Source organism: Pseudomonas sp. 18-147 (assembly GCF_051048045.1).
GTDB classification, from domain to species: Bacteria; Pseudomonadota; Gammaproteobacteria; order Pseudomonadales; family Pseudomonadaceae; genus Pseudomonas; species Pseudomonas aeruginosa.
This window is the reverse complement of record NZ_CP182296.1, coordinates 4005372-4031610: the sequence shown is the minus strand read 5'-3', so window position 1 is coordinate 4031610 and position 26239 is coordinate 4005372. Positions and strand designations below refer to the sequence as shown.

Below are 26239 nucleotides of genomic sequence, written 5' to 3'. Positions count from 1 at the left end.
GCCGGCGGCGCTTCGCTGGCCGGCTTCGCCCTGGCGACCGGGCGCCGGCGCCGCTGGCGGAACGACCCCGGGCAGGCTGGAAAACCGAGAATTTCCGTGGAGAATCGGCAATGAATCCTTCTTTGCAGGACCACCCGGTGAGCAGCCGGGAACAATGGCTGGACGCCCGTCGCCGCCTGCTGGCGCGGGAAAAGCAACTCACCCGCCTGCGCGACCAGGTCGCCGCCGAACGACGCGAACTGCCCTGGGTCAGGGTGGACAAGGACTACCGCTTCCAGGGCGAGCGCGGTGAGCGTTCGCTGGCCGAGTTGTTCGGCGGCAATAGCCAGCTAATCGTCTACCACTTCATGTTCGCGCCGGGCTGGAGCGAAGGCTGCGTCGGCTGTTCGTTCCTCGCCGACCACATCGACGGCGCCAACCGGCACCTGGCGCACCACGACGTCAGCCTGGTGGCGGTATCGCGCGCGCCCCTGGAAGAGTTCCAGGCGTTCCGCCGGCGCATGGGCTGGCGTTTCGACTGGTACTCCTCGTACGGCAGCGATTTCAACCGTGACTTCGGGGTGTCCTTCGACAAGGCGCAACTGGCCGCCGGCAGCGTCGACTACAACTACCAGCCGACCCCCGACGCCGGCGAGGAAATGCCGGGTGCCAGCGTGTTCCTGCGCAATCCGGCGGGCGAGGTGTTCCACACCTATTCGGCCTATGCGCGCGGCCTCGACATCCTGCTCACCACCTACACCTTCCTCGACCTGACGCCCAAGGGGCGCAACGAGGACGCGATCATGGACTGGCTGCGTCACCACGACCGCTACGACGAGGCGCCGAAAAGCGCCTGCTGCCACGCGCAGGCCAGCCATTGAGGGAGCACGGCGAGCCGTTGCGCAGCCGCATCGAGGCGCTGTACCGCGAGGAGTCGCGGCGCGTGCTGGCGACCCTGATCCGCCTGCTCGGCGATTTCGAGCTGGCCGAGGAGGCCTTGCACGACGCCTTCATCGCCGCCGTCGAGCAGTGGCCGCGCGACGGTATCCCGCGCAACCCGCGCGCCTGGCTGGTTTCCGCTGGGCGCTTCAAGGCCATCGACAACCTGCGCCGGCGAGCGCGCTTCGACGCCTCGCAGCGACTGCTCGCCGAGCAACTGGAAGAGCAGGCCGAGGCGCCGGCGGAGGAGGGCGATGCGGTGGAAGACGACCGGCTACGCCTGATCTTCACCTGCTGCCACCCGGCGCTGACCCCCGAGGCACAGGTGGCGCTGACCCTGCGCGAGGTCTGCGACCTGCGCACCGAGGAGATCGCCCGCGCCTTCCTCGCCGCGCCCAGCGCCATCGCCCAACGCATCGTGCGGGCCAAGAACAAGATCCGCGAGGCCCGGATTCCCTACCAGGTACCGACCCTAGAGGAACTCCCCGAGCGGCTGGGCAACGTCCTGCAAGTGATCTACCTGGTGTTCAACGAGGGCTACTCGGCCTCCACCGGCGCCAGCCTGACCCGCGCCGATCTCAGCGGCGAGGCGATCCGCGTCGGCCGCCTGCTGGTCGAGCTGCTGCCCGACCCCGAGGCCCTCGGCCTGCTCGCCCTGATGTTGCTGCACGACTCGCGGCGCCAGGCGCGGATCTCGGCCAGCGGCGAACTGGTGCGGCTCGACGAGCAGGACCGCGCTCTGTGGGATCGTGGATTGATCGTCGAGGGGCTCGGCCTGGTCGAGCGGGCCCTGGCCAGCCGCCGCGTCGGGCCCTACACCCTGCAGGCGGCGATCGTTGCGGTGCATGCCCAGGCGCCGCGCGCCGAGGACACCGACTGGGCACGGATCGTCGCCCTCTACGACGCGCTGCTGTACCTGGCGCCGTCGCCGGTGGTCGAACTCAACCGCGCCGTGGCCTTGGCCATGCGCGATGGCGTCGAGGTCGGGCTGGCCGTGGTCGATGCGTTGCTGGCGCGAGGTGAACTGGCCGATTACCACCTGGCGCACTCGGCGCGTGCCGACTTCTGCCGCCGTCTCGGTCGCCGCCGCGAGGCCCGCGAGGCCTACCGCGCGGCGCTGGCCCTGGCGCGCCAGGAGCCGGAGCGGCGCTTCATCGAGCAGCGCCTGCGCGAACTCGATTGAAGCCGGCTCAGGCGCCGTTGGCGCAGGCCGTACGCGCTTCGCCGCCAACGCCACGGGTGAACCACCAGAACGCCAGGGCCGCCAGGCTGATCGCCGCGCCGAGCAGGCTCACCGCGTCCCAGCCGGCCCAGGCGTACATGGCGGTGCCGGCGCTGGCGCCGAGGCCGCTGCCGGCGGCGTAGAACAGCATGTAGCAACCCACCAGGCGGCTGTGGGCGCGCGGGTCGATGGCGAAGACCAGGCTCTGGTTGAGCACATGGATCGCCTGGCCGGCGAGATCGAGCAGCAGCACGCCGAGAATCAGCGCCGCCAGCGAATGCGCGCCGAGGGCGAGCGGCAGCCAGGACAGCAGCAACAGCAGCAGGGCGCCGCCGCTGAGCGCCTGGGCGTGGCCGCGATCGGCCAGGCTGCCGGCCCGCGCCGCGCCCAGCGCGCCGAGCGCGCCGACCAGGCCGAAGGCGCCGATGGCGCTGTGCGACAGCGAATGCGGCGGCGCGCCGAGCAGCAATACCAGGCTGCTCCAGAACACCCCGAAGGCGGCGAACATCAACAGCCCGAGCAGGCCGCGCACCTGCAGCACGCGCTGGCTCGCCAGCAGGTCGAACATCGAGCCGAGCAGTTGCCGGTAGGTCAGCCCCAGTTCGTTGCTCGGCGCCGCCGGCAGTACCCGCCAGAGCAGCAGGCCGAGCCCGCCCATGCTCGCTGCCGAGACCAGGTAGACGCTGCGCCAGCCGCCGAGGTCGGCGAGCAGCCCGGCCAGGCTGCGCGCCAGCAGCAGGCCGATCACCACGCCGCCCTGCGCCGCGCCGACCACCCGCCCGCGCTCGCCAGGCGCCGCCAGCGCCGCGGCGTAGGCCAGCAGTCCCTGGGTCATGGCGGTGCCGAGCAGGCCCAGTCCGAGCAGCCCCAGCGCCAGGCCGAGGGTATCGCCGGCGAAGCCCACCAGCAGCAGCGACAGCACCAGCAGCAGGAGCTGGACGAACATCAGCCGGCGCCGCTCCAGCAGGTCGCCCAGCGGCACCACCAGCAGCAGCGCCAGGGCGCAACCGGCCTGGGTCGCGCCGAACAGCAGGCCGACCCCGGCCTGGCCGATGGCGAACTCGGCACCGAGGACGTCCAGCAGCGGCTGGGCGTAATAGACGTTGGCCACGCTGAGACCGCAGGCGACGGCGAACAGCAGCACCAGCGCGGAGGGGAGGGAGGATGGCGAGGATGGCATGCGAAGCGCTCCGTAAGGTTTCAATATGAAACTAAAGCGGAGGCTAGGAATTTTGGTTTTAAAATGCAACCTAAATTATCGCAGCAGTGCGTCTATCGATCGCGACTCGCGCGCGGCGGGCCCGCGTAGCGGACGCTACCGGTCCTGCTCGCAGTTGACCATCCAGGCCACGCCGAAGCGGTCGGTGAACATGCCGAAGCTCGCCGCCCAGAAGGTCGGGCCCAGCGGCATCTGGACCGAGCCGCCCTCGGCGAGGGCGTTGAACAGGCGCTCGGCCTCGGCCTTGCTGTCGACGTTGAGGCTGATGGAACAGCCCTTGATGCCTTCGTAGGGATAGGCCGGGTGATTGTCCGAGGCCATCAGGGCGAAGCTGCCGACCACCAGCCGTGCGTGCATGATCTTGTCTTTCCAGTCGGCCGGGATGTCGCCGCACTCGGGGCTGTCGCCGAACGGCAGCATGGCCTCCAGGGTGCCGCCCAGGTGCTGGTGGTAGCAGCTGAAGGCCTCCCGGCAATTACCGTTGAAGATCAGGTAGGGGACGATTTGCATGGCGCTTTCCTCGTTCTTGGCGGAGTGCGGGGCGGTTCAGTTGCGTTTTTCCAGCTCGGCGCGCAGGCGCTCCTCGCGCTCGCGCAGTTCCGGGGTGAACTCCTCGCCGAAGTCCTCGGCCTCGAAGACCTGGCGGATCTCGATCTCGGATTCGCCGTCGAATGGGTTCGGGCATCGCTTGACCCACTCGATGGCCTCTTCCAGGGAGGCCACCTGGAACATCCAGAAACCGGCGATCAGCTCGCGGGTCTCGGCGAAGGGGCCGTCGATCACCGTCCGCGCGTTGCCGGAGAAACGCACCCGGGCGCCCTTGGCGCTGGGCTGTAGCCCTTCGCCGGCGAGCATCACCCCGGCCTTGACCAGTTCCTCGTTGTAGCGGCCCATCGCCGCGAGCAGTTCCTCGCTGGGCATCTCGCCGGCTTCGGAAGCCTGGGTGGCCTTGACGATCACCATGAATCTCATCTGCGTTCTCCTTGTTGTTCTGCGCAATGACGGCCCGTTCTGGCCCGCCTCCCGAACTGGTCGAACGGCAGGCCGGCGGATCGACAGGCGACGGCGGTTTTTTCGCTGGCCGGGGCAGTATAGGAGGCCCGCGCCGAGCGGCCGGGATGGCCGACGAGCGTCGCTGCGGAGTGTGCTGACCGCTGGGCGGGCCGCGCCAGCCGTGGCCTGCAGGGCTTCTACACTGTTCCGGCAGAGCCATTTCCGCGAGCCTCGGCATGCCCCGTATCGTCTTCGCCCCGGCCATCCAGCGGCACGTCGCCATGCCCGCGCTGGACGTCGGCGCCGCCACGGTCGCCGCCGCCTTGCAGGCGGCCTTCGCCCGCGAGCCGCGCTTGCGCGGCTACCTGCTCGACGACCAGGGCAGTCTGCGCCGGCATGTGGCGCTGTTCGTCGATGGCGTGCAGGTCCGCGATCGCCGGGGATTGGGCGATCCGCTCCAAGACGATAGCGAGATCTACGTGGTGCAGGCGCTGAGCGGCGGTTGACCAACAGAGGAGGACATCCGGTGAGCGAGCGACTCTATGTCGGCACCCGCAAGGGCCTGTTCGAGCTGCGGCGCAACGCGGCGGGCCAGTGGCTGCCGATGGCCAGCCACTTCCTCGGCGAGCCGCTGAGCATGCTCCTCGCCGACCCGCGCGATGGCGCGCTCTACGCGGCGCTGAACCTCGGCCATTTCGGCGTCAAGCTGTGGCGTCGCGACGCCGGCGCGACGGACTGGATGGAATGCGCGGTGCCGGTCTATCCGCCGCAGCCGCCAGCGGCCGAACCGCTGGAAGGCCAGGCGGCGGAGCCACCCTGGTCGCTACAGCAGTTGTGGATCCTCGAGCCAGGCGGCGCCGACCGGCCCGGCACGCTGTGGGCCGGGACCATCCCCGGCGGCCTGTTCCGCTCCGACGACCGTGGCGCCAGCTGGCGCCTCAACCGCGAACTCTGGGAACGACCCGAACGCGCCCAGTGGTTCGGCGGCGGCTACGACCATCCCGGCATCCATTCCATCTGCGTCGACCCACGCGACAGTCGCCACCTCACCGTCGCGGTGTCTTGCGGCGGCGTCTGGCAGAGCCACGACGACGGCCGCAGCTGGACCTGCACCACCAGAGGCATGCGCGCCGACTACATGCCGCCGGAGCAGAGCGAGGAAGCGGCGATCCAGGACCCGCACCGCCTGGTGCAGTGCCAGGCGCGCCCGGAGTTCCTCTGGGTGCAGCACCACAACGGCATCTTCCGTTCCCGCGACGGCGGCCTGCATTGGCAGGGCGTGGTCGCCGAGCCGTCCAGCTTCGGCTTCGCCGTCGCCGTGCATCCGCGGCAGCCGGACACGGCCTGGTTCGTCCCGGCGACCAAGGACGAATGCCGCATTCCCAGGGACGCCCGTTTCGTGGTCACCCGCACCCGCGACGGTGGCCACAGCTTCGAGACCCTCGAGCGCGGCCTGCCCGATGGCCCGGCCTACGACCTGGTCTACCGCCACGGCCTGGACATCGCCCCCAGCGGCGAGCGCCTGGCCATGGGCTCGACCACCGGCGGCCTGTGGCTCAGCGAGAACGGCGGGGAGGACTGGCAGCAGCTCTCCGCCAACCTGCCGCCTATCTACTGCGTGCGCTTCGCCTGAGCGCGCGGTGCTGGACAGCCTCGGCGCGCTTGCATAAGTTCGTGGGTTTTCGCCAAGGAGCCCACCCCATGAGCCTCGAATCCGTCCGGCGGTTCTTCGCCGAGAAAGCCCCGGACCTGCGCATCATCGAGCTGGAAACCAGCACCGCCACCGTCGCCCTGGCCGCCGAGGCCCATGGCGTGGAGCCGGGGCGCATCGCCAAGACCCTGTCGCTGCGGGTCGGCGAGCGCACCGTACTGGTAGTGGCGCGCGGCGACGCGCGGCTGGACAACCGCAAGATCAAGGCCGCCTTCGGCGGCAAGGCGAAGATGCTCGGCGCCGAGGACGTGGTCGAGCTGACCGGGCACCCGGTCGGCGGAGTCTGCCCGTTCGGCCTGGCGACGCCGCTGGCGGTGTACTGCGATGTCTCGCTGCAAGCCTTCGACGAAGTGCTTCCGGCCGCCGGGGCGGTGCACAGCGCGGTCCGCATCGCCCCGCAACGGATGGCCGAGCTGGTGGATGCGCAGTGGGTCGATGTGTGCCAGGAAGTCCTCCAGGAAGCCTGACGGCAACTGCCGGGCTCAGGCCAGATTGAGCTGCCAGGACACCCCGAAGCGGTCGGCCAGCCAGGCGAAACGCTGGCTGAAGCCGTAGTCGCCGAGCGGCATCAGGGCCTTGCCGCCGTCGCTCAGGGCCTCGGCCAGGCGCTCGATCTGCGCGTTGCTCTCGCAGTCGACGAAGAAGGAGAACGCCGGGGTGAAATCGAAGGCGTGCCGCACATGGCTGTCGATGCAATGCACGCTCTGGTCGCCGAGGCGGAACAGCGCCTTCAGCACCGAGCCCTCCGGGCCCGGCCCCTCGGCGCCGTAGCGCTGGATCTGGAGGATCTCGGCGTCGTCGAACAGCGACAGGTAGAAGTTCATGGCCGCCTCGGCCTGGACCCCCTGGAACATCAGGAAGGGTCGTACGCGTGCGCTCATCGCGGTCTCCTCTGGAAGGCTGGCTCGAGGCTAGAGCCTAGCTCACCACGTTGCGGGTGAAACGCACCACCTCGTCGCCGTCGTTGACGTAGGCGTACGGCTGGTCGCTGGCGAAGGCATGGAAGTCGCCGGCCTCGATGCGCCGTTCGCCGTCGGCCAGTTCCAGGCGCAGGCGACCTTCGATGACCAGAACCATCTCCCGCCAGCCGGCGGCGTCGGGTTCCGATACGTAGCGCTCGCCCGGTCCCAGCGACCAGGCCCAGAGTTCCACCTCGCGCCGCGCCGGTGCGCTGGCGAGGAGGGTGGCGCGGCTCTCGGGGTGGTGGCCGACCCAGGCCACCGCATTGATCCGCGAGCGGTCGGTGGCCGGTGCCTGGACCAGGTCGGGGAACAGCACGCCGAGGGCGGCGGCGATACGGTCGAGGGTCGACAGGCTGACATTGACGTCGCCGCTCTCGATGCCCACCAGCATCCGCCGGCTGACACTGGCCGCGCGGGCCAGCGCTTCCTGGCTGAGGCCGGCTTGCAGGCGCAGGCGGCGGACGTTGCCGGAGACATGTTCGAGGACGCTGGGGCGTTCGGTAGGGTTGGGCAATATATTGCTCACTGTCGCGGTTTTGCGCATTATAGTGCACATCCCGTTTCCCGCAGTCCATCGGGCTGCTTCCCACTGCCGGACCTCTTCCATGACCTCCACCTCCCGCGGCCTCGCCGGAACGCTGTTGCCGGTCGGCCTGCTATTGATCGCCATGGCCTCGATCCAGAGCGGCGCCTCCCTGGCGAAAAGCATGTTCCCCCTGGTCGGCGCCCAGGGCACCACGGCCCTGCGGCTGTTCTTCGCCGCGCTGATCCTGCTGTTGCTCCTGCGTCCCTGGCGCAAGCGCCTGAGCCTGCAATCGCTGCGCTCGGTGGTGATCTACGGCATCGCCCTGGGCGGCATGAACCTGCTGTTCTATCTCTCGGTGCGCACCGTGCCGCTGGGCATCGCGGTGGCCCTGGAGTTCACCGGGCCGCTGCTGGTGGCGATCCTCTCCTCGCGGCGCCTGCTGGACTTCCTCTGGATCGGCCTGGCGGTGTTCGGCATCTGGCTGTTGCTGCCGCTGGGCAACAGCGCCGAGCCGCTCGACCTGGTCGGCGCCGCCTATGCCCTCGGTGCCGGCGTGTGCTGGGCGCTGTACATCCTCTTCGGCCAGCGCGCCGGCGCCGACCATGGCGCCCAGGGCGCCGCGCTGGGGGTGCTGGTGGCGGCGATCCTGGTTGTGCCGATCGGCGTCGCCCACGCCGGCGCCGACCTCCTCGACCCGGCGCTGATCCCGTTGGCGCTGGGCGTCGCGGTGCTCTCCACGGCCTTGCCCTACACCCTGGAAATGGTCGCGCTGACCCGCCTGCCGGCGCGCACCTTCGGCACCCTGATGAGCATCGAGCCGGCCTTCGGCGCGCTCTCCGGGCTGCTGTTCCTCGGCGAGCGGCTGAGCCCGACCCAATGGCTGGCCATCGGCGCGATCATCCTCGCCTCGGTCGGCACTACCCTCAGCGTCAAGTCGCGTGGCGCCGCCCCGGCGCTACCGGCCAAGGACTGAGGCGGCCTCCGCGTCCTCCCGCTGCAGGCGCTCGTGCTGGCGGATGAAGCGCCGCGCGCTGCGCGCCAGGCGGATGCAGAGCATGATCGCCGCGCCGGTCAGGCCCACCACCAGGCCTTGCCACAGACCGCGCGGTCCGGTGGGTTCCTGGAACCAGTCGGTGAGGCCGAGGCTGTAGCCCACCGGCAGGCCGATGCCCCAGTAGGCGAACAGGGTCATGATCATCGTCACCCGGGTGTCCTGGTAGCCGCGCAGGGCCCCGGCGGCGGTGACCTGCAGGGCGTCGGAGAACTGGAACAGCGCGGAGAACACGATCAGCGAGGCGGCGATGGCGATCACCGCCGGGTCCGGCGAATACATCGCGGCGATCTGCTCGCGCAGCAACAACATCAGGCTCGCCGAGACGCAGGCGTAGCCCAGCGCCGCGGCCATCCCCACGCCGGCGGCGAAGCGCGCGTCGCGCGGCAGGCCGGCGCCGAGGTTGTGGCCGACCCGCACGGTCACCGCCATCCCCAGCGAATAGGGAATCATGAACACCAGCGCGCTGAAGTTCAGGGCGATCTGGTGGCCGGCCACCACGTTCTCGTCGAGCCCGCCGATCAGCAGGGCGATCACCGAGAAGATGCTCGACTCGGCGAACACCGCGATGCCGATCGGCAGGCCGACCGCCACCAGCGGGCCGATGGTCGCGCGATCCGGCCACTCCCAGCGCGAGAACAACTGGCTGGCGCGGTAGATCGAGGCCTTGTTCACCCAGAACAGCATGCCGAGGAACATGAACCACATCACCGAGCCGGTGGCCCAGCCGCAGCCGGGGCCACCCATCTTCGGCATGCCGAAGTGGCCGTAGATCAGCGCGTAGTTGATCGGGATGTTCAGCAGCAGCCCGCCGATCCCCAGCACCATGCTCGGCCGGGTCCGTCCCAGGCCGTTGGTGTAGCAGCGCAGTACGTGGTACAGCGCCGCCGCCGGGAAGCCCAGGGCGATGCCCTTGAGGTACAGCAGGCTCGGCCCGATCAGTTCCGGGCGCACTTTCATCAAGCCGAGGATCGGCTCCGACAACCACCACAGCACCGCCCCCGACAGCGGTCCGATCAGCAGCGCCAGCCACAGCGCCTGGCGCACCAGCGGCCCGGTGCCGGGCTGGTCGCCGGCGCCATGGCGCTGGGCGACCTTGGCCGTGGTGGCGAGCAGGGTGCCGGTCATCAGCAGGAACATCGGGATCCAGATCGAGTTGCCCAGCGCCACCGCTGCCAGGTCGTGCGGACTGGCGCGCCCGGCCATCACCGCATCGACGAAGCCCATGGCGGTGGTCGCCAGTTGCGCGATCATGATCGGCGCGGCGAGGGTCAGCAGTTCCTTGAGTTCGGCGCGGATGCGCAAGCCACGGGAAAGGGGCAGGGCGGGGCTGTTCACGGCAGTCCTTGTCTGGGCAGGGGAACCGCGTAGTTTACGGGTTGACGGGGTGGTCAGGAAGGGTCAGCAGGGTCGTGCCGGTTACCCAGCCCCGTAGGGCGAATAACCGCCTAGCGGTTATCCGCCGGATACCCGTGACAGCGGCAGATGACATGCCCTGGAAACGCCGGACATCTCCCCCAGACTTTTCCGCAGCCTCTCTCAGACGCCCAGGAATTGGATAAAAAACCAGTAGGAGGAAGATGGAGGGGGTCGCCAAGTCCATCTGTTTTCTTGGGGACAGAAAAGACGCGGGCCGCAGGTGCAGGAACACCTACGACCCGCTAACCAGAGACCAGCTTAAAAGGAGCTGACCCATGGCTAAGGCCGATGATACGTCGAATCCCGCAATAACCGCACAGTCCCCTTCCACCTTCATCCCCCTGCGACGCATCTCGCAATGCAACCAGCACCCCGGCTGCGCCACCCTCTACCTGGACAGCAGCGCAGCCAGCGAAGACCTGTTCGACACCGCCCGCCGCCGGCTGGAGTCGGCGATCGGAACGCTGAGCGTCCTCGACCTGCTCGACGAAACCGAAGAGCCCGGCGAAAGCATCTGCCGCATCACCGGCTCCCTGCTGTCGTTGCTCAGCGACGCCCTGTCGCTGTTCGAGGCGGAATACGCACGCAGACACCGATAACCGACGGAGGCGGTGCCCCCCGGCAAGGCCGGGGGGTTGAGTAGCGGGGCGAAAAGGGGATCCCTCTCCGCCCTGGCTCGGCAGTTGCGCGGGCGGGCGAAAGCCACCTGCCCGCTACGCACGCCAACCCAGGCAATCCCTGACGATGACCGGTCTTTCATCTGCGACTGTTTCTCATTTACACTCGACCCCCATTCTTCGGAGCCAGGCTCCTTTCCTGGGTGCATCGTGCCGTTCGATCCCGCCAAGCCGACGCTGTTGTCCACACTGGTTCGTCACTACGAGGAACTGGTCGACCATGTTCGCCGGCGCTTCGGCGACCGGGGCATGGCGCGCGAAGTGGTGCACGACGTGTGCGTGCAGTTGCTCGAACGCGACGAGAAGGAGGACGTGCACACGCCCCTGGCCCTGCTGCGGAAAATCTCCCACGACGCCGCCGTGAGCCGCTATCGTAGCGACCGTCGTCGAACCGCCTGGGTGGAAGCCGTCGCCGAGCTTCCGGAAGTCGCCTGCATGGCGGCGACGCCCATGGGTCGCCATGAGGCCGAGCGCGAGTTCCAGGCACTGGTCGACGCCATCGCCACGCTTCCTCCTCGCTGCCAGGCCGTTTTCGTCATGCACAAGATCCACGAAGTTCCCCAGGCGCAAGTCGCCGACCGCCTCGGCATCTCCGTCAAGACCGTGGAAAAGCACCTGCGCCTCGGACTGGCGGCCTGCCGGGAACGGCTCGGCCGCGGCGAGGCACGGCCATGACCCAGCCCTCGAAACGGAATGGGCAGGTTCCGCTGGACGACGCCCTGGAGCGCCATCGCGACGCGCTGAAGGACCTGTTCCCGCTGCCGCCCTCCCGGCCGAAATCGCGCAAGGCAAGCAAGGCGGCCGGCGTCGCGCTATTGCTGGCGCTGGCCATCGGCGCCCTGGCCTGGCTGGACCCGGCCTACAAGCGCGAGCGCTTCGCCACCGCCATCGGTGAGCGGCGCGACGTGACCCTGGCCGACGGCAGCCAGCTCCTGCTCGACAGCGGCAGCCAGATCGAGGTCAGTTGGCACCCGCTCAGCCGTCGGGTCGCGTTGCGCGCGGGGCAGGTGCTTTTCGAGGTATCCCCGGCGCGCTATCGGCCCTTCGTGGTGTCCGCGGGTTCGACCGACATCCGCGTGCTCGGCACCCGGTTCAATGTGCGCCGCCTGGACGACGACGTCCGCGTGACCCTGGAGCGTGGCCGGGTGGAGGTTGGCACCTCGGCTACGGCGCAAGCGCCAGTCGTGCTCCTGCCGGGCCAGCAGGTCGATGCCATTGGCGGGCAACTGATGCCGCTGGCCAAGGTCGATGCCGCCACGGCGATGGCCTGGAAAGACGACCGCCTGGTCTTCGAGCGCACGCCCCTGGGCGAAGCCGTTGCGCTGCTGCGCCATTACCGCAAGGCGCCCATTCTCCTGGACGACCCCAGCCTGGCCTCCCTCCGGCTGACCGGCGTCTTCGCCGCGCACAACGTCGACCGGCTGCTCGACCTGCTGCCGAGCATCCTTCCCGTGGCCGTGTCGCGGCAGGAGGACGGCAGCGTCGAGATCCAACGCAAATCGACGCGAAAATAATTCTCGGACGCAGGTAGGGTTTCCCGCGCGCCGTGGCGGCTATCCAGGAAAAGCCAACCTGCATAGGAAATCGAGACGTGCATTTTTCCCTCCGCAGTCGCCACCTGCGTCCTTCATTGCTCGCCAGCAGCCTGCTCCTGGCGGTGTCGGCCCAGGGCCAGGAAAAGCTCGACGTGGATCTGCCCGCCGCGCCGCTCGGCCAGGCGATCAACGCCCTCGCGCAACAATCCTCGGTACAGATCCTTTTCGCTGGCGATCTCGGCGCCGGCCGCCAGGCGCCCGCGCTGAAGGGGAGTTTCACTCCCGAAGAGGCATTGCGCCAGTTGCTCAGGGATAGCGGCCTGAAGGCGCAGGCCAGGGACGAACATACCTTCATCGTCGTTCCGGCCAGCGAAGCCGCCGTGCCCGCTACGCAAGCCCGCAGCGAACCGCTGGACATGGAGCAGATGGAAATCACCGCCTCGCGCACCAGCAGCGACCTGGTCTCCGCCACGCGCCAGTCCACCGTCATCGAGCATGCCCAACTGGAGGAGCTGCGCCAGGGCTCCGACAGCCTGGCCACGGTGCTGGCCAAGGCGGTGCCGGGGATGTCCGATTCCAGCCGCACCATCACCGAATACGGCCAGACCCTGCGCGGGCGCAGCATGCTGGTGATGGTCGACGGCGTGCCGCTGAACACCAACCGCGACTCCTCGCGCAACCTGGCCAACATCGACCCGGCGCTGATCGAGCGGATCGAGGTCATCCGTGGCAGCAGCGCCATCTACGGCAGCGGCGCCACCGGCGGGATCATCTCCATCACCACCCGTCCGGCCGGCGGCGAGAACCGCGCGGAAACCCGCCTCAGCGCCACCTCGCCGCTGACCCGGCTGGGCAGCGATGGCCTCGGCGGCCAGTTCCAGCAATACTTCGCCGGCTCCCTGGGGGCGCTCGACTATTCGTTCGACTTCGGCACCCGTCACGTCGGCGCTTCCTACGACGCCCATGGCGACCGCATCGCCCCGGAACCCAGCCAGGGCGACCTGTTCGACTCGAACGTCTACAACATCGGCGGCAAGCTCGGCCTGCGCATCGACGAGAACCAGCGCGTGCAGCTCGCCCTCAGCCACTACGACGCCCGCCAGGACACCGACTACGCCACCGACCCGAGGGTCGCCAGGCTGCCGCCGGGCTCGGTCCCGGCCAACGCGATCAAAGGCCTGGAGCTGGACGAGCAGAACCGAATCCGCAACACCCTGGCGAACCTCGAGTACGAGAACCTCGACATCCTCGGCAGCCGGCTCTCCGCGCAGCTCTACTACCGCGACTATTTCACCCGCTTCACTCCGTTCGACGCCCGCGCCGTCTCCACCCGCGGCGGCAATGTCGACCAGATCATGCAGAACAGCGAAGTGTTCGGCAGCCGCCTGACCCTGCGCACGCCGCTGGGCGAAAGCGGCAATACCGAACTGGTCTGGGGCGGCGACTACAACCAGGAACGCAGCGACATGCCGCTCGACGTGTTCGACCCGGCGGCCTACGACGCCAGCGGCGGGCTGGTCTTCGACAAGATCGGCAAGCTCACCTACATGCCGCCGCTACGCACCCGCAGCGCCGGCGCGTTCGCCCAGTTGCAGCATCGCTTCGACGAACACTGGTCGATCGACGGCGGCCTGCGCTACGAATACTCCACCGCCGAATTCGACGACTTCGTCCCGCTCTCCGAGTCCAAGGCCGCCTCGCCGGTGACCGTCAAGGGCGGCGACCTCGACTACGACGCGGTGCTGTCGAACCTCGGCATCGTCTATTCGCCGGTGGCTGGCCAGGAAATCTATGCCTCCTTCAGCCAGGGCTTCCAGCTGCCCGATGTCGGCATCCAGCTGCGCAACGCCCGCCGTGGCTTCGATATCGGCTCCTCGAACCTCGAACCGGTGAAGACCAACAACTACGAACTCGGCTGGCGTGGCGCCATCGGCGGCAACACCCTGGGCAGCCTGGCGCTGTTCTACACCACCTCCAAGCTGGGCGACGTGCAGAGCTTCAACAACGGCCTGATCCTCACCCGCACCAAGGAGCGCATCTACGGCGTCGAGGCCAGCGCCGACTGGCTCAGCGACGACGAAGTCTGGGGCGCGGGCGGCAGCGCCACCTGGATGCGCGGACGCGAGAAGCCGGACGGCAAGGACTGGCAGGACATGACCGGCTACCGCGTGCCGCCGCTGAAGCTGACCGCCTACCTGCAATACAAGCCGGATGCCGACTGGAACAACCGCCTGCAGGCCACCTTCTTCGACTCCAAGGACTACCGTCTCGACGGCGTGGAAAGCTTCGGCCGGCGCCAGGTCAGCACCTACACCACGGTCGACCTGGTCAGCCAGTACCGCATCACCCCCGACGACCAGTTGAGCCTGGGCATCCAGAACCTGTTCAACCGCGACTACTACCCGCTCTACAGCCAGTTGCTGCGCAACAACAACAACACCAGCCACCTGCCGGCGCCGGGCACGGTGCTGACGGCGAGCTATACGCACAACTGGTGAGGGGAGGGCGGAGCCACCGGGCCTGGGCGGGCCCGGTGGGCAGGGAGGGTGCTTCCAGAGGGAAGGCGGCCCCGTTGTCATGGGCGGGCATTTCCGTCCAATGCCGGACGCCGATCCAGGTCGGCCAGGTAATGGGGAAGGACAGGGTACGCCGTCCCGCTCAGAACACGACCTGCCCCGACATGCCCGGCTGCACCTCACCGCCGATCCAGATATCGCCGCCGATCTGCTCGACGCTTATCCGCCCCCGGCGACCCAAGGCCGTGCCCTGGCTCGCCGTGTAGCGCCCGGGCATGACTCCCGTGCCGATCAGCCATTGCGCCAGGCTCGCGTTGAGGCTACCGGTAACGGGGTCTTCATTGAGTTCCTCGCCCATGAAGGCGCGCACTTCCACATCCGCCTCCGCCTGGGGACCTTGCCAGGGCGCGACCACGCCCACGTTGAGCCCGTCGAGCTTCGCGTAGTCCGGGCGAATGGCCAGGACCTCGTCACGCGTGGCCAGCCGAACGGCGACCCAGCCGGGTCCGTTGTCCACCCATTGGCTGCCGAGTACCTGCCCCGGGGACAGGCCAAGCCCGCTCTCGATCCGTCGCAACACCTCGTCTTCGACCGCTCCGCCACGAAGCAGGGGAGGCGCCGCGAACGACAGCAAGGCGCCCTTGCGGCGGATGCGGATCAGGCCCGCCAGACACTCCTGGACGATCTCGTCAGCAGCATTGCCGCCCCCCTGGTTCAGCCAGACCTGGCAGCTCCCCAGCGTCGGATGCCCGGCAAAGGGCAACTCCCGCAACGGGGTGAAGATCCTCACGCGATAGTCGGCTTCGGCAACGGTCGGCCGCAGCAGGAAGGTCGTCTCGCTCAACTGGGTCCAGGCGGCGAACTCGAGCATCTGCTGGCTGCTCAGGCGGTCGGCGCCAATCACCACGGCAACGGCGTTGCCTTTGAAGGGCTGTTCGGAGAAGACATCGACTTGCTCGAAGGGTAACGAAACCGGCATGGAACCTCCTGTTGTTGTGGCGGGGGAGGATAGGCTAGAGAGCTGCCGTCCGAAACCGGAGGGGGAACTTTCGAGGGGCTGCCGCGGGACGGTAGTTGTTTTCGTTAGGGACAGCGTGCGGTAAAAAGGGGCCAGTGTGCTCTCTTCTTATTCGAAATATCTTCGGATTTGAGCGTTAGTTGGCCGGCTTGCGGGGAGCGGCATGATGGTGGCGTGGGGGCTGGAAAATCATAAGAGCTGGTTGGTTAGAGTAGATAATGATTAGGCTCGTTTCTCTACAGTTCTTTGTCCGACCAGCCTTCCAGTTTTGTCTGGATTACTTTGCCCTTTTCGCCTTCATTCTGAACTGATACATACTGATAGGTTTTTTTAAGCGAGGCCCTGACGCCATTGTCAATCAATTTGAGCGTGTAGGTGGTTTTTGAATTCTCCTCGTCACTGATTCTATTGCTGAGGAATTTCTGCCCATGCTTGAGTGTCGCGACGAGCTCGCGATTGCTGACGGTTGCAGTCCAGCCATTAGCTGGCGCAGGTGTGCCCATGACATATTCGTTGGCTGGATGAAAGACCGAAATTCCAGAGTCCCATCCCGCAACTTTTACTGATCCGGCATCGTGTGTCAGTGCTCCATAGATGGCGGTGAATGCCTGTAGGAAGTTTAACTGAAATTCTTTTGACTTGGCGATTGCATTTTCTTCGCTGTCGTAAAAACCTATTCCGGAGAACTTGCCCTGGTCGGCAGTGACCGTCTTGATGGGGGAGGCCATGTTGCATACGTCAAATACTATTTTTCTAAATTGCATAGGCAGTTTTGTTTTCTTTCTGAAGTCAGCGACCGCTTTCGCCACGGCCTCGGCACTGCTGCTTCCCGCCTGAGCCCCTCCACCGTGAGCAAGAATTATTGCGCCCGCATCTCCTTGAAGTGTTGACAAGTCTGGAGTGTGAATGTCTTCAGTGGCATGCCTTGTAACGGCTTCGGCCTCCAACACTTCGAAACCTTTCAAAGGCTCATCGCTATTATTCGAGAAGACTTCCTGGATATCGCTCTGCGAGCGCTTCGCAGAAAGGTGGTACCAACCAATGAATTTGACTTCGCTTCTTGATGCATATTTGTGGTAAATGCCAAGTACGCTAGGTATTGGGCTGCAGCCCTTGAGTCCAACCGTGAATATAAATACATTTTTAACTCTCATGCAAGTCTCCCTGTTTTCTGGTTGTAGTAAATGAGCCAAGAGTTTAATAGGCATACTAGTTCAGGTCGGCGAAATTTCAAGTCGATAAGCATGGCGTTGGTCTGGTTGGGTTGGAAGGCTGGTTTTTTCTGCGAGTCCTCCCTGTGGTGGAGATTTCTTGAATCTGAAAGCCTGCGAGTTAAACCTGAAACTTTTTTCCCATGAAGAATACCAGAGCCCCTGATATTTGAGATTGTAAATAACCTTGGTAGATATTCATGGCTAGCTTGGAGCGAAAACGCTAATTGGGTGCGTTACCTAAACATTACCCTCCTGATACTTGCTCCAGATCGCTCGTAAAAGCCGTCATGATGTAACTGCCGCATCGGAAAAGACCTCATGTGTCTGAGCTCATGCTCGACATGGCCTGGCGGCGAACTGATGTCCCTCCACCAGCGGGAGCTTGGGCTGCTGGCAGAGGGCAGGCATCTGGCACGATCGCTTCCAGAGTAGGACGCGCTACACCCAGCGCCGGAACAACAGGCTGGCATTCACCCCGCCGAAGCCGAAGCCATTGGACAGCGCGTGTTCCATCGGCCAGCGCCGGGCTTCGCCGCGAACCAGGTCGAGGCCCTCGGCGTCGGTGTCGGGCGTTTCCAGGTTGAGTGTGGCGGGGGCGAGCTGGTCGCGCAGTGCCAGGACCGTGAAGATAGCCTCGATGCCGCCGGCGGCGCCCAGGAGGTGGCCGGTGGCGGATTTGGTCGCGCTGATGGCGAGCCCGCTGCCAGCGCCGAACACGGCCTTGATGGCGGCCAGTTCGCCCTTGTCGCCTACCTGGGTGGAGGTGGCGTGGGCATTCAGGTGTTGCACCGCGGCCGCTTCCACGCCGGCCTGGCGCAGCGCCTGCTGCATGGCCCGGCGGGCACCGCTGCCATCTTCCGGCCCGGCGGTCATGTGGTAGGCGTCGGAGCTGGTGCCGTAGCCCACCAGCTCGGCGATGGGCCTGGCGCCGCGCGCCAGGGCGTGCTCCAGTTCCTCGATGACCAGTAGGCCGGCGCCTTCGCCCATGACGAAGCCGTCGCGGGCCTGGTCGAAGGGGCGCGAGGCGCGTTCGGGGCTGTCGTTGAAATCGCTGGACAGGGCGCGCGCGGCGGCGAAGCCGGCCAGGCTGACCCGGTGGATGGTCGCTTCCGCGCCGCCGCAGAGCGCCACGTCGACCTCTCCCGCGCGGATCATCCGCGCCGCGTCGCCGATGGCTTGCACGCCCGCCGCGCAGGCGGTCACCGGGGCGCCCAGCGGTCCCTTGAAGCCATGGCGGATCGACACATGGGCGGCCGCCATGTTGCAGAGAAAGGACGGGATGGTGAAGGGCGACAGGCGTCGCGGTCCCTTGCCGTCTGTGGTCCGCACCGCTTCGGCGATGGCATGGAAGCCGCCCACCCCGGAGGCGATGACGGTCGCCGTGCGCTCCTGCGCCTCGGCGCTCTGCGGCGCCCAGCCGGCCTGGGCCAGGGCCTCTTGCGCGGCGGCCAGGGCGAAGAGGATGAAGCGGTCCATCTTGCGTTGTTCCTTGGCGGCCAGCAGCAGGTCGGGATCGAAGCCGGCCTGCGGGTCCTGGACACGGTCGGGGACCTGGCCGCCGATGCTGATGGGCAGGTCGCCGATCAGCTCCGCCGGGAGCGTGGCGATGCCCGATTGCCCGGCCAGCAGGCGTTGCCATATGGGTTCGACTCCGCAGCCCAGCGGGCTGACCGCGCCCATGCCGGTGACGACGATACGTTTGCTCATGAGGGTCCGAGTCCTTCTGTTCCGTTGGAATAGCAGTCAGTGGACGTAACTATCATCATGAAAGTAACATGCGGACCAGCACTTTGTGAGCCTCGCCAAGGAAGAACCATGCAACGCAAGACCTTCGCCGATGCCGAATGCCCCATCGCCCGCAGCCTGGAACGGGTCGGCGAATGGTGGAGCATCCTGATCATGCGCGATGCGCTACAGGGCCTGCGCCGCTTCGACGAATTTTCCCGCAGCCTGGATATCGCGCCGAACATGCTCACCCGGCGCCTGAACGCGCTGGTGGAGGCGGGCCTGCTCGAACGCCAGCCCTACAGCCAGCGCCCGCTGCGCTATCAGTACGTGCCCACGGCCAAGGGCGAGGATTTTCGCGTCGTGCTCATGGCTTTCGTCGCCTGGGGCAATCGCCACTACGCAGAGGAAGGGCAGAGCGTGCAGCTCGTCGAGCGAACAAGCGGGCGGCCGGTGCGCTCGTTCATGGCGGCTCTCGCCGATGGCCGAACGGTACCGCTGGAGCAATGCACCGTGCAGGCCGGGCCTGCCGCCAGCGAGGAAATGCGCCAGCGCCTGGCGGCCATGCCGGAGCGGAGCGAGCTACCGGCTCGATGAACGGGCTCCCTGGCGTCCGCCGCCTGGTCGAGGAGACGGACGAGGCGTTCGCGGTTCTGTTCCTTGTAGCTGGCCATCGTTCGCGGTCGTGGTTGGGAAAAACGCGATCGTCGAGGCTTGCGCATGGCGCTGGCAGGTCCGCCTCGCGAGCCGTTCGGCAACACCGCGAGCCCTCGGCCTGCTAGAGTGTGCAGCCTCGTTCGCGGAGGTCTGCATGCGTATTCTCGCCGATGAAAACATTCCCGTGGTCGACGCCTTCTTCGCCGACCAGGGCTCCATTCGCCGCTTGCCCGGGCGCGCCATCGACCGCGCGGCGCTGGCCGAGGTCGACGTGCTGCTGGTGCGCTCGGTCACCGAGGTCAGCCGCGCCGCGCTGGCCGGCTCGCCGGTGCGCTTCGTCGGCACCTGCACCATCGGCACCGACCACCTCGACCTCGACTACTTCGCCGAGGCCGGCATCGCCTGGTCCAGCGCGCCCGGCTGCAACGCCCGCGGGGTGGTGGACTACGTGCTCGGCTGCCTGCTGGCGATGGCCGAGGTGCGCGGCGCCGACCTGGCCGAACGCACCTATGGGGTGGTCGGCGCTGGGCAGGTCGGTGGGCGGCTGGTGGAGGTGCTGCGCGGGCTGGGCTGGAAAGTGCTGGTCTGCGATCCGCCGCGCCAGGCGCGCGAGCCGGACGGCGAATTCGTCTCGCTGGAACGGCTGCTGGCCGAGGCCGACGTGATCAGCCTGCACACTCCGCTGAACCGCGACGGTGAACACCCGACCCGCCACCTGCTGGATGAACCCCGCCTGGCCGCCCTGCGTCCCGGCACCTGGCTGGTCAACGCCAGCCGTGGCGCGGTGGTCGACAATCAGGCCCTGCGCCGCCTGCTCGAAGGCGGCGCCGACCTGGAAGTGGCGCTGGACGTCTGGGAAGGCGAACCGCAGGCCGACCCCGAACTGGCCGCGCGCTGCCTGATCGCCACGCCGCACATCGCCGGCTACAGCCTGGAAGGCAAGCTGCGCGGCACCGCACAGATCTACCAGGCCTACTGCGCCTGGCGCGGCATCGCCGAACGCGTGAGCCTGCAAGACGTGCTGCCGGAAACCTGGCTCGCCGGCCTGCAACTCAACCCCGGCTGCGACCCGGCCTGGGCGCTGGCCACGCTGTGCCGCGCGGTATACGACCCGCGCAGCGACGACGCCGCCTTCCGTCGCAGCCTGACCGGCGACAGCGCCACCCGCCGCGCCGCCTTCGACGCCCTGCGCAAACACTACCCGCCGCGCCGCGAGATCACCGGCCTGCGCGTCGCCACCGGTGGACGGGCGGAGTTGCAGCGGGTGGTGCGGGCGCTGGGGGCGCAGTTGGTGTAGGAACGTGCGACTGGTTCGATTCCTGTCTCCGGCACCAGTTCAGGTTCCAGCGAAAGCTACCAAAATCTCTGGAACCCCCGTAAAACCCGCCTTCTGGCGGGTTTTTTCATTATGGCGTTCCGTCGGAATCCGGCAGCTGCCAGCCGATTTAGGGGTAACGTTTGGGATAAAGTCGATTCGATAAAGGGGTTTACCCTTATGGCTCGTACTACTGCTCCCTTGACTGACACCGCCTGCCGTTCGGCCAAGCCTACTGACCGCCCCTACAAGCTTTTCGATGGCGACGGTCTTTACCTCCTCGTTTACCCAATGGCCGCAAAGGCTGGCGCTTCCGGTATGTGAAACCGGATGGACGAGAGGGGCTGACCTCGTTTGGCAATTATCCCGTCATTGGTCTCGCAGATGCTCGGCAGAAGCGCCTGGAGACTAAGCGGATGCTGGCTGAGGGCATCGATCCGATTGCGTCCAAGCAGCAGGCCAAGGCCGAGGCGGTTGTCAGAGGGCACACCTTTGAGCGCGTTGCCTTGGACTGGCATAAGGAAATGTCCGTGAAGTGGGCGCCTGGCCATTCGAGGACGGTGCTGAGTCGCTTGAAGACGCACGTATTCCCGCTGCTAGGCGCACGCGCCATCGTTGATCTGGATACCTTCGACCTCATGCAGCCGCTTGAGGCGATTAAGAAGCGCGGCACGATTGATGTGGCGTTGAGGGTGCAAAACTACCTACAAAGCATCATGCGTGAGGCGAAGCGGCTGCGACTGATCACGGTGAACCCGGCATATGACCTTGAGGGCTTCATCAGCGCACCACGGGTTACGCACCGGCCTGCACTCCCGCTGTCACGTTTGCCTGAGTTGATGGACCGCATCGAGAACTACAAGGGACGCATGCTCACTCGGCTGACTGTGATGCTGTCGCTTCATGTGTTTGTCCGCTCCAGCGAATTGCGCTTCGCACGTTGGAGTGAGTTTGATCTGAAGCGCGGCATATGGGAGATACCTGACACGCGGCCCGCTTTGGATGGCGTCCCGTATTCGACAAGGGGGACGAAGATGGCGGGCGACATTCATCTAGTCCCTCTGTCACCGCAAGCGGTGGCGTTACTCGAACAGATTCATGCGATCACGGGGTACTTCGATCTGGTGTTCACCAGTGACGCTCGCTCGTGGAAGCCTATGTCCGAGAACACGGTCAACAGCGCTCTGCGGAACATGGGCTATGACACCAAGACCGAAATCTGCGGGCATGGCTTCCGGTCCATGGCGTGCAGTGCCTTGGTCGAATCCGGGCTGTGGTCAGAGACGGCTATCGAGCGGCAGATGAGCCATAGGGAGCGCAACAACGTTCGGGCAGCGTATATCCACAAGGCTGAGTTCCTGGAGGAGCGGCGAATGATCATGAGTTGGTGGAGCCGTTACCTCGAAGCGAACCGGCAGGAGCATATTTCGCCGCATGAGTTCGCGAATCAGACCGGGGCAAACGTATCGAGCCTTAGAGCAAGGCGTGGCGCAGTCGAGTGAGCGCACGGCTTTGAGGTTCCGATGATCCGCTTTCCATGCGGGTCCATCCAAACAGGGCTGCAAAGCCGCCCTGTTTGGATGGACCTCACCTAAAAAATCAAAAGCACCCAATCGGCCACTGGAAACCACGGGATTCCGTACACGCCCAATGCCATTTTCAACTGCAAAATCCAGTGGGCGAGTCGCTTGACCCTCCCGGATTGCGGGCGTAGAAAAGACAGTGCAAAGGCTGTCGTTGACAGCACCCCAGGTGACCCGAACCTTCAAGGTCACGCCGCTCTCGCGGTGGTTCTCCCCAAGGGCGATTCGCATCCGGCAGCTCGCCCGGTCACTACCCATGTGATGGATGCTCTTACACATATAGCGCTCGTGCGCCAGATACACCGTATCTCGCTGCCCTGCAGCAACCTATCCGCTTGGCCGAATATTGCGCCAACCTGTGCCCGTCTCTTTCTTCTGGAAAGAGACGGGCACTTCTACCACGGCTGCAGCCCTCATCGCACATGGCTTTGCGGCAATTCCCCTCGTGACAATTGGCGTGACAAACGCCGATGTCACCAGCAACAGCGCTGTAGATGATGGTGCCGCAGACCAAGGAATGGACTGCACCTGACTGACAGTCAGGCATGCCCCGGTCGTCCCATTGCTGCGTTCACCCGGCTCAGGATCTTCAGGCGCTGGTCTAGTCAGCCAGCACTGCCTCCACCCGCCCACCGGTAACGGTGTTCAGGAGGCCAGATCATGAGATGCCCGTGCTCCCGGACGTAAGGAGCCGCCAGTCCCGCGTAGAGGACATTCCCCACAGGTCGCAGGGGCCTTGATCCCTGATAACACTCAACATTCCTGGCGGGATGACGTGGGGAGAGGACTGTAGAGCAGAAGATGAGGTGATCGATATGGCATTGGTGGGTAGACGCGATGGCCGCAATTTCGGCTACGGCAGGCAACTGAGCTATGCAGGACCGCAGGCTTTGAAAGACATGTTCGGCGGCGGCCACTACGGCACGGTGAAGGCACACTGTGACCGGTGGTTGGCATTCGTAAAGTGGTGCCGCTCCGAACAGGGGCCCGATATCAATGATGCGCGGCAGATTGATCGAAAGGTATTGGCCGACTACGCGGCGTATCTGCGCGACATTGTTAAGCGCGGTGATATCGCCGTCAGCACCGCGCAAAACCGACTATCCAGCGTTAACAGGACCATGGCGGCGCTTCGCGGTGATCAGTACGTGAAGTTGCCAAGTTCGAGCAAGGCGTTGGGTATGCAGCGCACTGGGGTTCGCCAATCGGTGCCGCAGGGTCAAGACCGCGAACAGGTGAAGCAGATCGTCGATGCGCTTTGCAGCCTTGACCAGAGACGGGTCGCAGCGATCATCCTGCTGGCGCGAGCCACCGGCATGCGCTTGCGTGAGGCCATCTTGGCTGACCTGCCACGGCTAAGCCGTGAAGCTAACGATCTGGCTAGGATTAACATTCAGGATGGCACCAAGGGCGGCCGCGCTGGTGCCTCGGCACCGCGTTGGATTGCGGTGGTCGAACATGTTCGATGTGCACTTGAGTTTGCACGGCAGGTGTCGCCTGCAGGTAGCCGCAACTTGATTGCCCCAAATGAAAATTACCTGAGCTTTGTGAAGGAAGTTGTCCGGCCTGCACGGGACGTCCTGCATGCACACAAGCTCAAAGGCTTCCATGAGCTACGAGCGGCATACGCTTGTGAGCGCTATGAGCAAATCACCCAACACCGTGCGCCTATCAATGGCGGCGACTTATGCCAGGTAGATAGGAACCTTGATCGTGAGGCCCGGAAGCAGATCAGCTACGAGCTGGGGCACGCTCGGATCGACGTGGTAGCTGCTTACATTGGAGGGCGCGCGTGAGTAAACCATTCGACATGGAACTGTTCTTATCTGCGGTGCTGACGGGGTCGTACGCAACGCGGCATCGCCATTTACGTCAAGCAAAGATCATCCAAGCGGAGATAGCAGAACGGTGGCAGCTCGATACACCTTGGGCCTGGCGGAGAAAACATGTGGCTTGGTTTCTTGAGCATCGCCTGGCTAGACGATGCGAGTCGACTCAGTATTACTACCTGTTGACGGTGCGGCTGCTTGCAGGTCGTTTAGAAAAGCCATGGGTCTTCAAGTGCCAAAGACGTGATTGATAGTCACGACAAGCCACATTCGGGCAGATTGACGAGTCTTGAATGACGGATCTCGACCCAAAGCAACCCTTTAGAGGGGGCGACTGTCGGCAATTGATGCCGCTCAAGGATCCTTAAGGCGGCCAAAAGTGGCATGGACTCCTTGATGGCCACGTGCTAGCTTTTTTACTGCTTAGCTTGTACCAGAATCGTAACGTAATTCTGATCTCTATAAAGGGAATTTCATGGACAAAATTTGTGGTGTCGAGCTTAAGGGGTCCGAAGCAATTATTGTGCTGTTGAAAAAAAATGGTGCTGATTATGAGCATCTTGATATCGAGCCTCGCAAAATAAAACTCGGTGAAGATGAGTCGAGTAGACACGTAAAGTCGTTTTTTGAAACATTTCAAAACTTTGTCAGGCAGCATGATATTGGCATGGTAGTGATTAAGAAGCGTGCGCAAAAAGGGCAAATGGCAGGAGGCGCAATTTCTTTCAAGATGGAGGCACTCATTCAACTGAACGGAATTGCCGAGGTCAGTTTTGAAACCGGTCAAGGTATTGCTGCCGCCGAGAAAAAGGTGCCGTTCAGGCTGCCTCCGAATCTTAAGAAATACCAAGAAGAATCATTTAAGTCTGCCTCGCTATACATTCGGAAGTTGAATGCATGAGCGAAATATTGATCTCTAATGTCAGCGCCCCTCCAAACATAAAAGCGCAGCTCAACTCCTTAAGTAAGGATATAAAATTTACGAGGGAAATAACCAAGGGTGGAAACGGCTATCTTTTTTTTGGTGAAAATAGGATTCTGAAAAACGAGGTTGCAGTTAAATTCTACTACTGGGGAGGTGATGCAAAGTACCATGCAGAACCTAGCACCTTAGCTGCAATTGAGGCGCCTAACATTCTTCAAGTAAAAAACGCTGGTCTACTTGATGGGGAATGGGCGTATTTCGTGACTCCTCGCTGTCCCAATGGTGATCTAGATGATGTGCTTGAAAAAACTGAGCACGGCAATCTTCAGGCCGTTGAGCGCACCAGTCAAATATTGTGTGGTGTAACGAATTTGCACCAGCGGCGCTATCTACACAGAGATCTGAAACCGTCTAACATCTACGTCGGCGAGGACGGAAGATCAATAATCGGTGACTTTGGGTCGATCAAGTACATACCAGAAAATCTTAACGCAATACCCGCCTCTAGCCATGCTGTGCTCTATAGACCGCCTGAATCGATTGATGCGAACTCCTATGGGTTTGGAGGGGATATATACCAGTGCGGGATCATCCTCTACCAGCTATTAGGAGGTTATTTGCCTTATGAGGAAATGGCGTGGCTGAGTAAGACTGAAAAGCTCGAGCACAATCGCCAAGAGTCCAGGGCCGATAAATCAATTTATATTGATTCCTGCATTCAGGCCAAAATCAAAAGAGGAAAAATTGTAAATATCGCCTCGCTTCCTTCTTGGGTGCCTGACAATCTAAAAAGAACAATAAGGAAGGCTACCCATATAGATCCCGCCAAGAGATATCTGTCAGCCTCCGCTTTTCATACGCATCTCAATAATATCAAATCAGAAATTCCTGACTGGTCGGTAGTCGCAGGGCAGCCAACGCTTGGGGGCAACATTTCGTTTAGGATCTGCAATGATGATGGGAGCCTTTATGTCCAGAAGTCGAAGAACGGGGGAGACTGGAGGCGAGACAACTCAATCGTAGGCGGGAGCATTTCCGAGATTGTTAAGAAAATTGAAGCAAAAATTTGACTCCTTAATGAAAAACGTCAGAAAAATGTCCAATTTTGGCCGTTAGCTTCCATCCAAAATAGTCTGCTATGGGTCGATACCGGTCAGACGCGAATGATCGGTATCGACCCAGGCTGTGTGAAAACGTTGGGCGTGATCCGGGCGGTTAGAAAAC

At 64.5% G+C, this 26239-nt stretch carries 25 protein-coding genes and 1 pseudogene; 17 read left to right on the top strand and 9 right to left on the bottom strand.

Annotated elements, in window-relative coordinates; genetic code table 11:
- The first annotated feature begins 110 nt into the window (after positions 1-110).
- Positions 111-860, top strand: coding sequence for a DUF899 domain-containing protein (locus ACM0M4_RS19065; protein ID WP_003112385.1), 750 nt, complete (start codon positions 111-113; stop codon positions 858-860).
- A gap of 17 nt (positions 861-877) precedes the next feature.
- The gene (locus tag ACM0M4_RS19060) at positions 878-2101 is read left to right on the top strand and encodes an RNA polymerase sigma factor (protein ID WP_003082803.1); all 1224 of its coding nucleotides are present in this window, start codon (positions 878-880) and stop codon (positions 2099-2101) included.
- Between the two features lie 7 nt (positions 2102-2108).
- Here the strand turns inward: ACM0M4_RS19060 and ACM0M4_RS19055 are convergent, their stop codons facing one another.
- The 3 genes from ACM0M4_RS19055 to ACM0M4_RS19045 all read right to left on the bottom strand — a co-directional run bounded on the left by ACM0M4_RS19055 (position 2109) and on the right by ACM0M4_RS19045 (position 4331).
- Positions 2109-3320, bottom strand: coding sequence for an MFS transporter (locus ACM0M4_RS19055; RefSeq protein ID WP_003082806.1), 1212 nt, complete (start codon positions 3318-3320; stop codon positions 2109-2111).
- A 135-nt stretch (positions 3321-3455) separates the two neighbouring features.
- On the bottom strand, positions 3456-3869 hold the full coding sequence (locus tag ACM0M4_RS19050) for a VOC family protein (RefSeq protein WP_003082839.1): 414 nt from the start codon (positions 3867-3869) through the stop codon (positions 3456-3458).
- 36 nt (positions 3870-3905) lie between these two features.
- Positions 3906-4331 (bottom strand): YciI family protein, encoded by a 426-nt coding sequence (locus ACM0M4_RS19045; RefSeq protein ID WP_003086910.1) that lies wholly within the window; start codon positions 4329-4331, stop codon positions 3906-3908.
- 257 nt (positions 4332-4588) lie between these two features.
- Here ACM0M4_RS19045 and ACM0M4_RS19040 point away from each other — a divergent pair, with 257 nt between their 5' ends.
- The 3 genes from ACM0M4_RS19040 to ACM0M4_RS19030 all read left to right on the top strand — a co-directional run bounded on the left by ACM0M4_RS19040 (position 4589) and on the right by ACM0M4_RS19030 (position 6530).
- Positions 4589-4858 carry a MoaD/ThiS family protein gene (locus tag ACM0M4_RS19040; protein ID WP_003086912.1) on the top strand — a complete coding sequence of 90 codons (270 nt, stop codon included), beginning with the start codon at positions 4589-4591 and terminating at the stop codon, positions 4856-4858.
- 20 nt (positions 4859-4878) lie between these two features.
- Positions 4879-5985: a WD40/YVTN/BNR-like repeat-containing protein gene (locus ACM0M4_RS19035; RefSeq protein WP_033992471.1), complete on the top strand. Its 1107-nt coding sequence runs from the start codon at positions 4879-4881 to the stop codon at positions 5983-5985.
- Positions 5986-6053: 68 nt separating this feature from the next.
- Complete coding sequence (locus ACM0M4_RS19030; RefSeq protein WP_003086914.1) at positions 6054-6530, top strand: YbaK/EbsC family protein; 477 nt, start codon at positions 6054-6056, stop codon at positions 6528-6530.
- 15 nt (positions 6531-6545) lie between these two features.
- On the opposite strand, the gene ACM0M4_RS19025 is transcribed toward ACM0M4_RS19030, so the two are convergent.
- Complete coding sequence (locus tag ACM0M4_RS19025) at positions 6546-6944, bottom strand: VOC family protein (protein ID WP_003106807.1); 399 nt, start codon at positions 6942-6944, stop codon at positions 6546-6548.
- Positions 6945-6981: 37 nt separating this feature from the next.
- A complete protein-coding gene (locus tag ACM0M4_RS19020) occupies positions 6982-7632 on the bottom strand; it encodes a helix-turn-helix domain-containing protein (protein WP_003082844.1) in 651 nt (216 codons plus the stop codon).
- On the opposite strand from ACM0M4_RS19020, the gene rhtA reads away from it, so the two are divergent.
- Complete coding sequence (rhtA, locus tag ACM0M4_RS19015) at positions 7631-8524, top strand: threonine/homoserine exporter RhtA (RefSeq protein WP_033980899.1); 894 nt, start codon at positions 7631-7633, stop codon at positions 8522-8524. The genes ACM0M4_RS19020 and rhtA overlap by 2 nt on opposite strands.
- Here the strand turns inward: rhtA and pmpM are convergent.
- Positions 8507-9940: a proton-coupled multidrug efflux MATE transporter PmpM gene (gene pmpM / locus ACM0M4_RS19010; RefSeq protein WP_003112388.1), complete on the bottom strand. Its 1434-nt coding sequence runs from the start codon at positions 9938-9940 to the stop codon at positions 8507-8509. The genes rhtA and pmpM overlap by 18 nt on opposite strands.
- Positions 9941-10296: 356 nt before the next feature.
- Between pmpM and ACM0M4_RS19005 the strand changes: the two genes are divergently transcribed.
- The 4 genes from ACM0M4_RS19005 (at position 10297) to ACM0M4_RS18990 (ending at position 14731) form a co-directional block, all read left to right on the top strand.
- On the top strand, positions 10297-10620 hold the full coding sequence (locus ACM0M4_RS19005) for a hypothetical protein (RefSeq protein WP_115288827.1): 324 nt from the start codon (positions 10297-10299) through the stop codon (positions 10618-10620).
- 228 nt (positions 10621-10848) lie between these two features.
- Positions 10849-11373, top strand: a complete 525-nt coding sequence (locus ACM0M4_RS19000) for an RNA polymerase sigma factor (protein WP_003086922.1) — start codon at positions 10849-10851, stop codon at positions 11371-11373.
- The gene (locus ACM0M4_RS18995; RefSeq protein WP_003086924.1) at positions 11370-12212 is read left to right on the top strand and encodes a FecR family protein; all 843 of its coding nucleotides are present in this window, start codon (positions 11370-11372) and stop codon (positions 12210-12212) included. The genes ACM0M4_RS19000 and ACM0M4_RS18995 overlap by 4 nt, the downstream gene beginning before the upstream one ends.
- A gap of 77 nt (positions 12213-12289) precedes the next feature.
- The gene (locus tag ACM0M4_RS18990) at positions 12290-14731 is read left to right on the top strand and encodes a TonB-dependent siderophore receptor (protein WP_034010245.1); all 2442 of its coding nucleotides are present in this window, start codon (positions 12290-12292) and stop codon (positions 14729-14731) included.
- A gap of 160 nt (positions 14732-14891) precedes the next feature.
- On the opposite strand, the gene ACM0M4_RS18985 is transcribed toward ACM0M4_RS18990, so the two are convergent.
- The 3 genes from ACM0M4_RS18985 to fabF form a co-directional block, all read right to left on the bottom strand.
- Positions 14892-15728, bottom strand: coding sequence for a PhzF family phenazine biosynthesis protein (locus ACM0M4_RS18985; protein WP_003109588.1), 837 nt, complete (start codon positions 15726-15728; stop codon positions 14892-14894).
- A 275-nt stretch (positions 15729-16003) separates the two neighbouring features.
- The gene (locus ACM0M4_RS18980; RefSeq protein WP_150035456.1) at positions 16004-16921 is read right to left on the bottom strand and encodes a hypothetical protein; all 918 of its coding nucleotides are present in this window, start codon (positions 16919-16921) and stop codon (positions 16004-16006) included.
- A gap of 498 nt (positions 16922-17419) precedes the next feature.
- Positions 17420-18688: a beta-ketoacyl-ACP synthase II gene (gene fabF, locus ACM0M4_RS18975; protein ID WP_003109587.1), complete on the bottom strand. Its 1269-nt coding sequence runs from the start codon at positions 18686-18688 to the stop codon at positions 17420-17422.
- 108 nt (positions 18689-18796) lie between these two features.
- Here fabF and ACM0M4_RS18970 point away from each other — a divergent pair, with 108 nt between their 5' ends.
- From ACM0M4_RS18970 to ACM0M4_RS18940, 7 genes and pseudogenes are all read left to right on the top strand, one after another.
- Positions 18797-19303, top strand: a complete 507-nt coding sequence (locus tag ACM0M4_RS18970; protein ID WP_003086962.1) for a winged helix-turn-helix transcriptional regulator — start codon at positions 18797-18799, stop codon at positions 19301-19303.
- 214 nt (positions 19304-19517) lie between these two features.
- Entirely contained in the window at positions 19518-20660 is a 1143-nt protein-coding gene (pdxB, locus tag ACM0M4_RS18965) for a 4-phosphoerythronate dehydrogenase PdxB (protein WP_003102011.1), read from the top strand.
- Between the two features lie 198 nt (positions 20661-20858).
- A pseudogene (locus ACM0M4_RS18960) lies at positions 20859-22180 on the top strand (tyrosine-type recombinase/integrase).
- Between the two features lie 896 nt (positions 22181-23076).
- Positions 23077-24057 (top strand): integrase domain-containing protein, encoded by a 981-nt coding sequence (locus ACM0M4_RS18955; RefSeq protein ID WP_034025520.1) that lies wholly within the window; start codon positions 23077-23079, stop codon positions 24055-24057.
- Positions 24054-24341, top strand: coding sequence for a hypothetical protein (locus ACM0M4_RS18950; protein WP_052157230.1), 288 nt, complete (start codon positions 24054-24056; stop codon positions 24339-24341). Before ACM0M4_RS18955 ends, ACM0M4_RS18950 begins: the two co-directional genes overlap by 4 nt.
- Positions 24342-24565: 224 nt before the next feature.
- Positions 24566-24991 carry a DUF3010 family protein gene (locus ACM0M4_RS18945; protein WP_049247271.1) on the top strand — a complete coding sequence of 142 codons (426 nt, stop codon included), beginning with the start codon at positions 24566-24568 and terminating at the stop codon, positions 24989-24991.
- The gene (locus tag ACM0M4_RS18940) at positions 24988-26085 is read left to right on the top strand and encodes a serine/threonine protein kinase (protein WP_071536295.1); all 1098 of its coding nucleotides are present in this window, start codon (positions 24988-24990) and stop codon (positions 26083-26085) included. The genes ACM0M4_RS18945 and ACM0M4_RS18940 overlap by 4 nt, the downstream gene beginning before the upstream one ends.
- Positions 26086-26239: the final 154 nt, after the last annotated feature.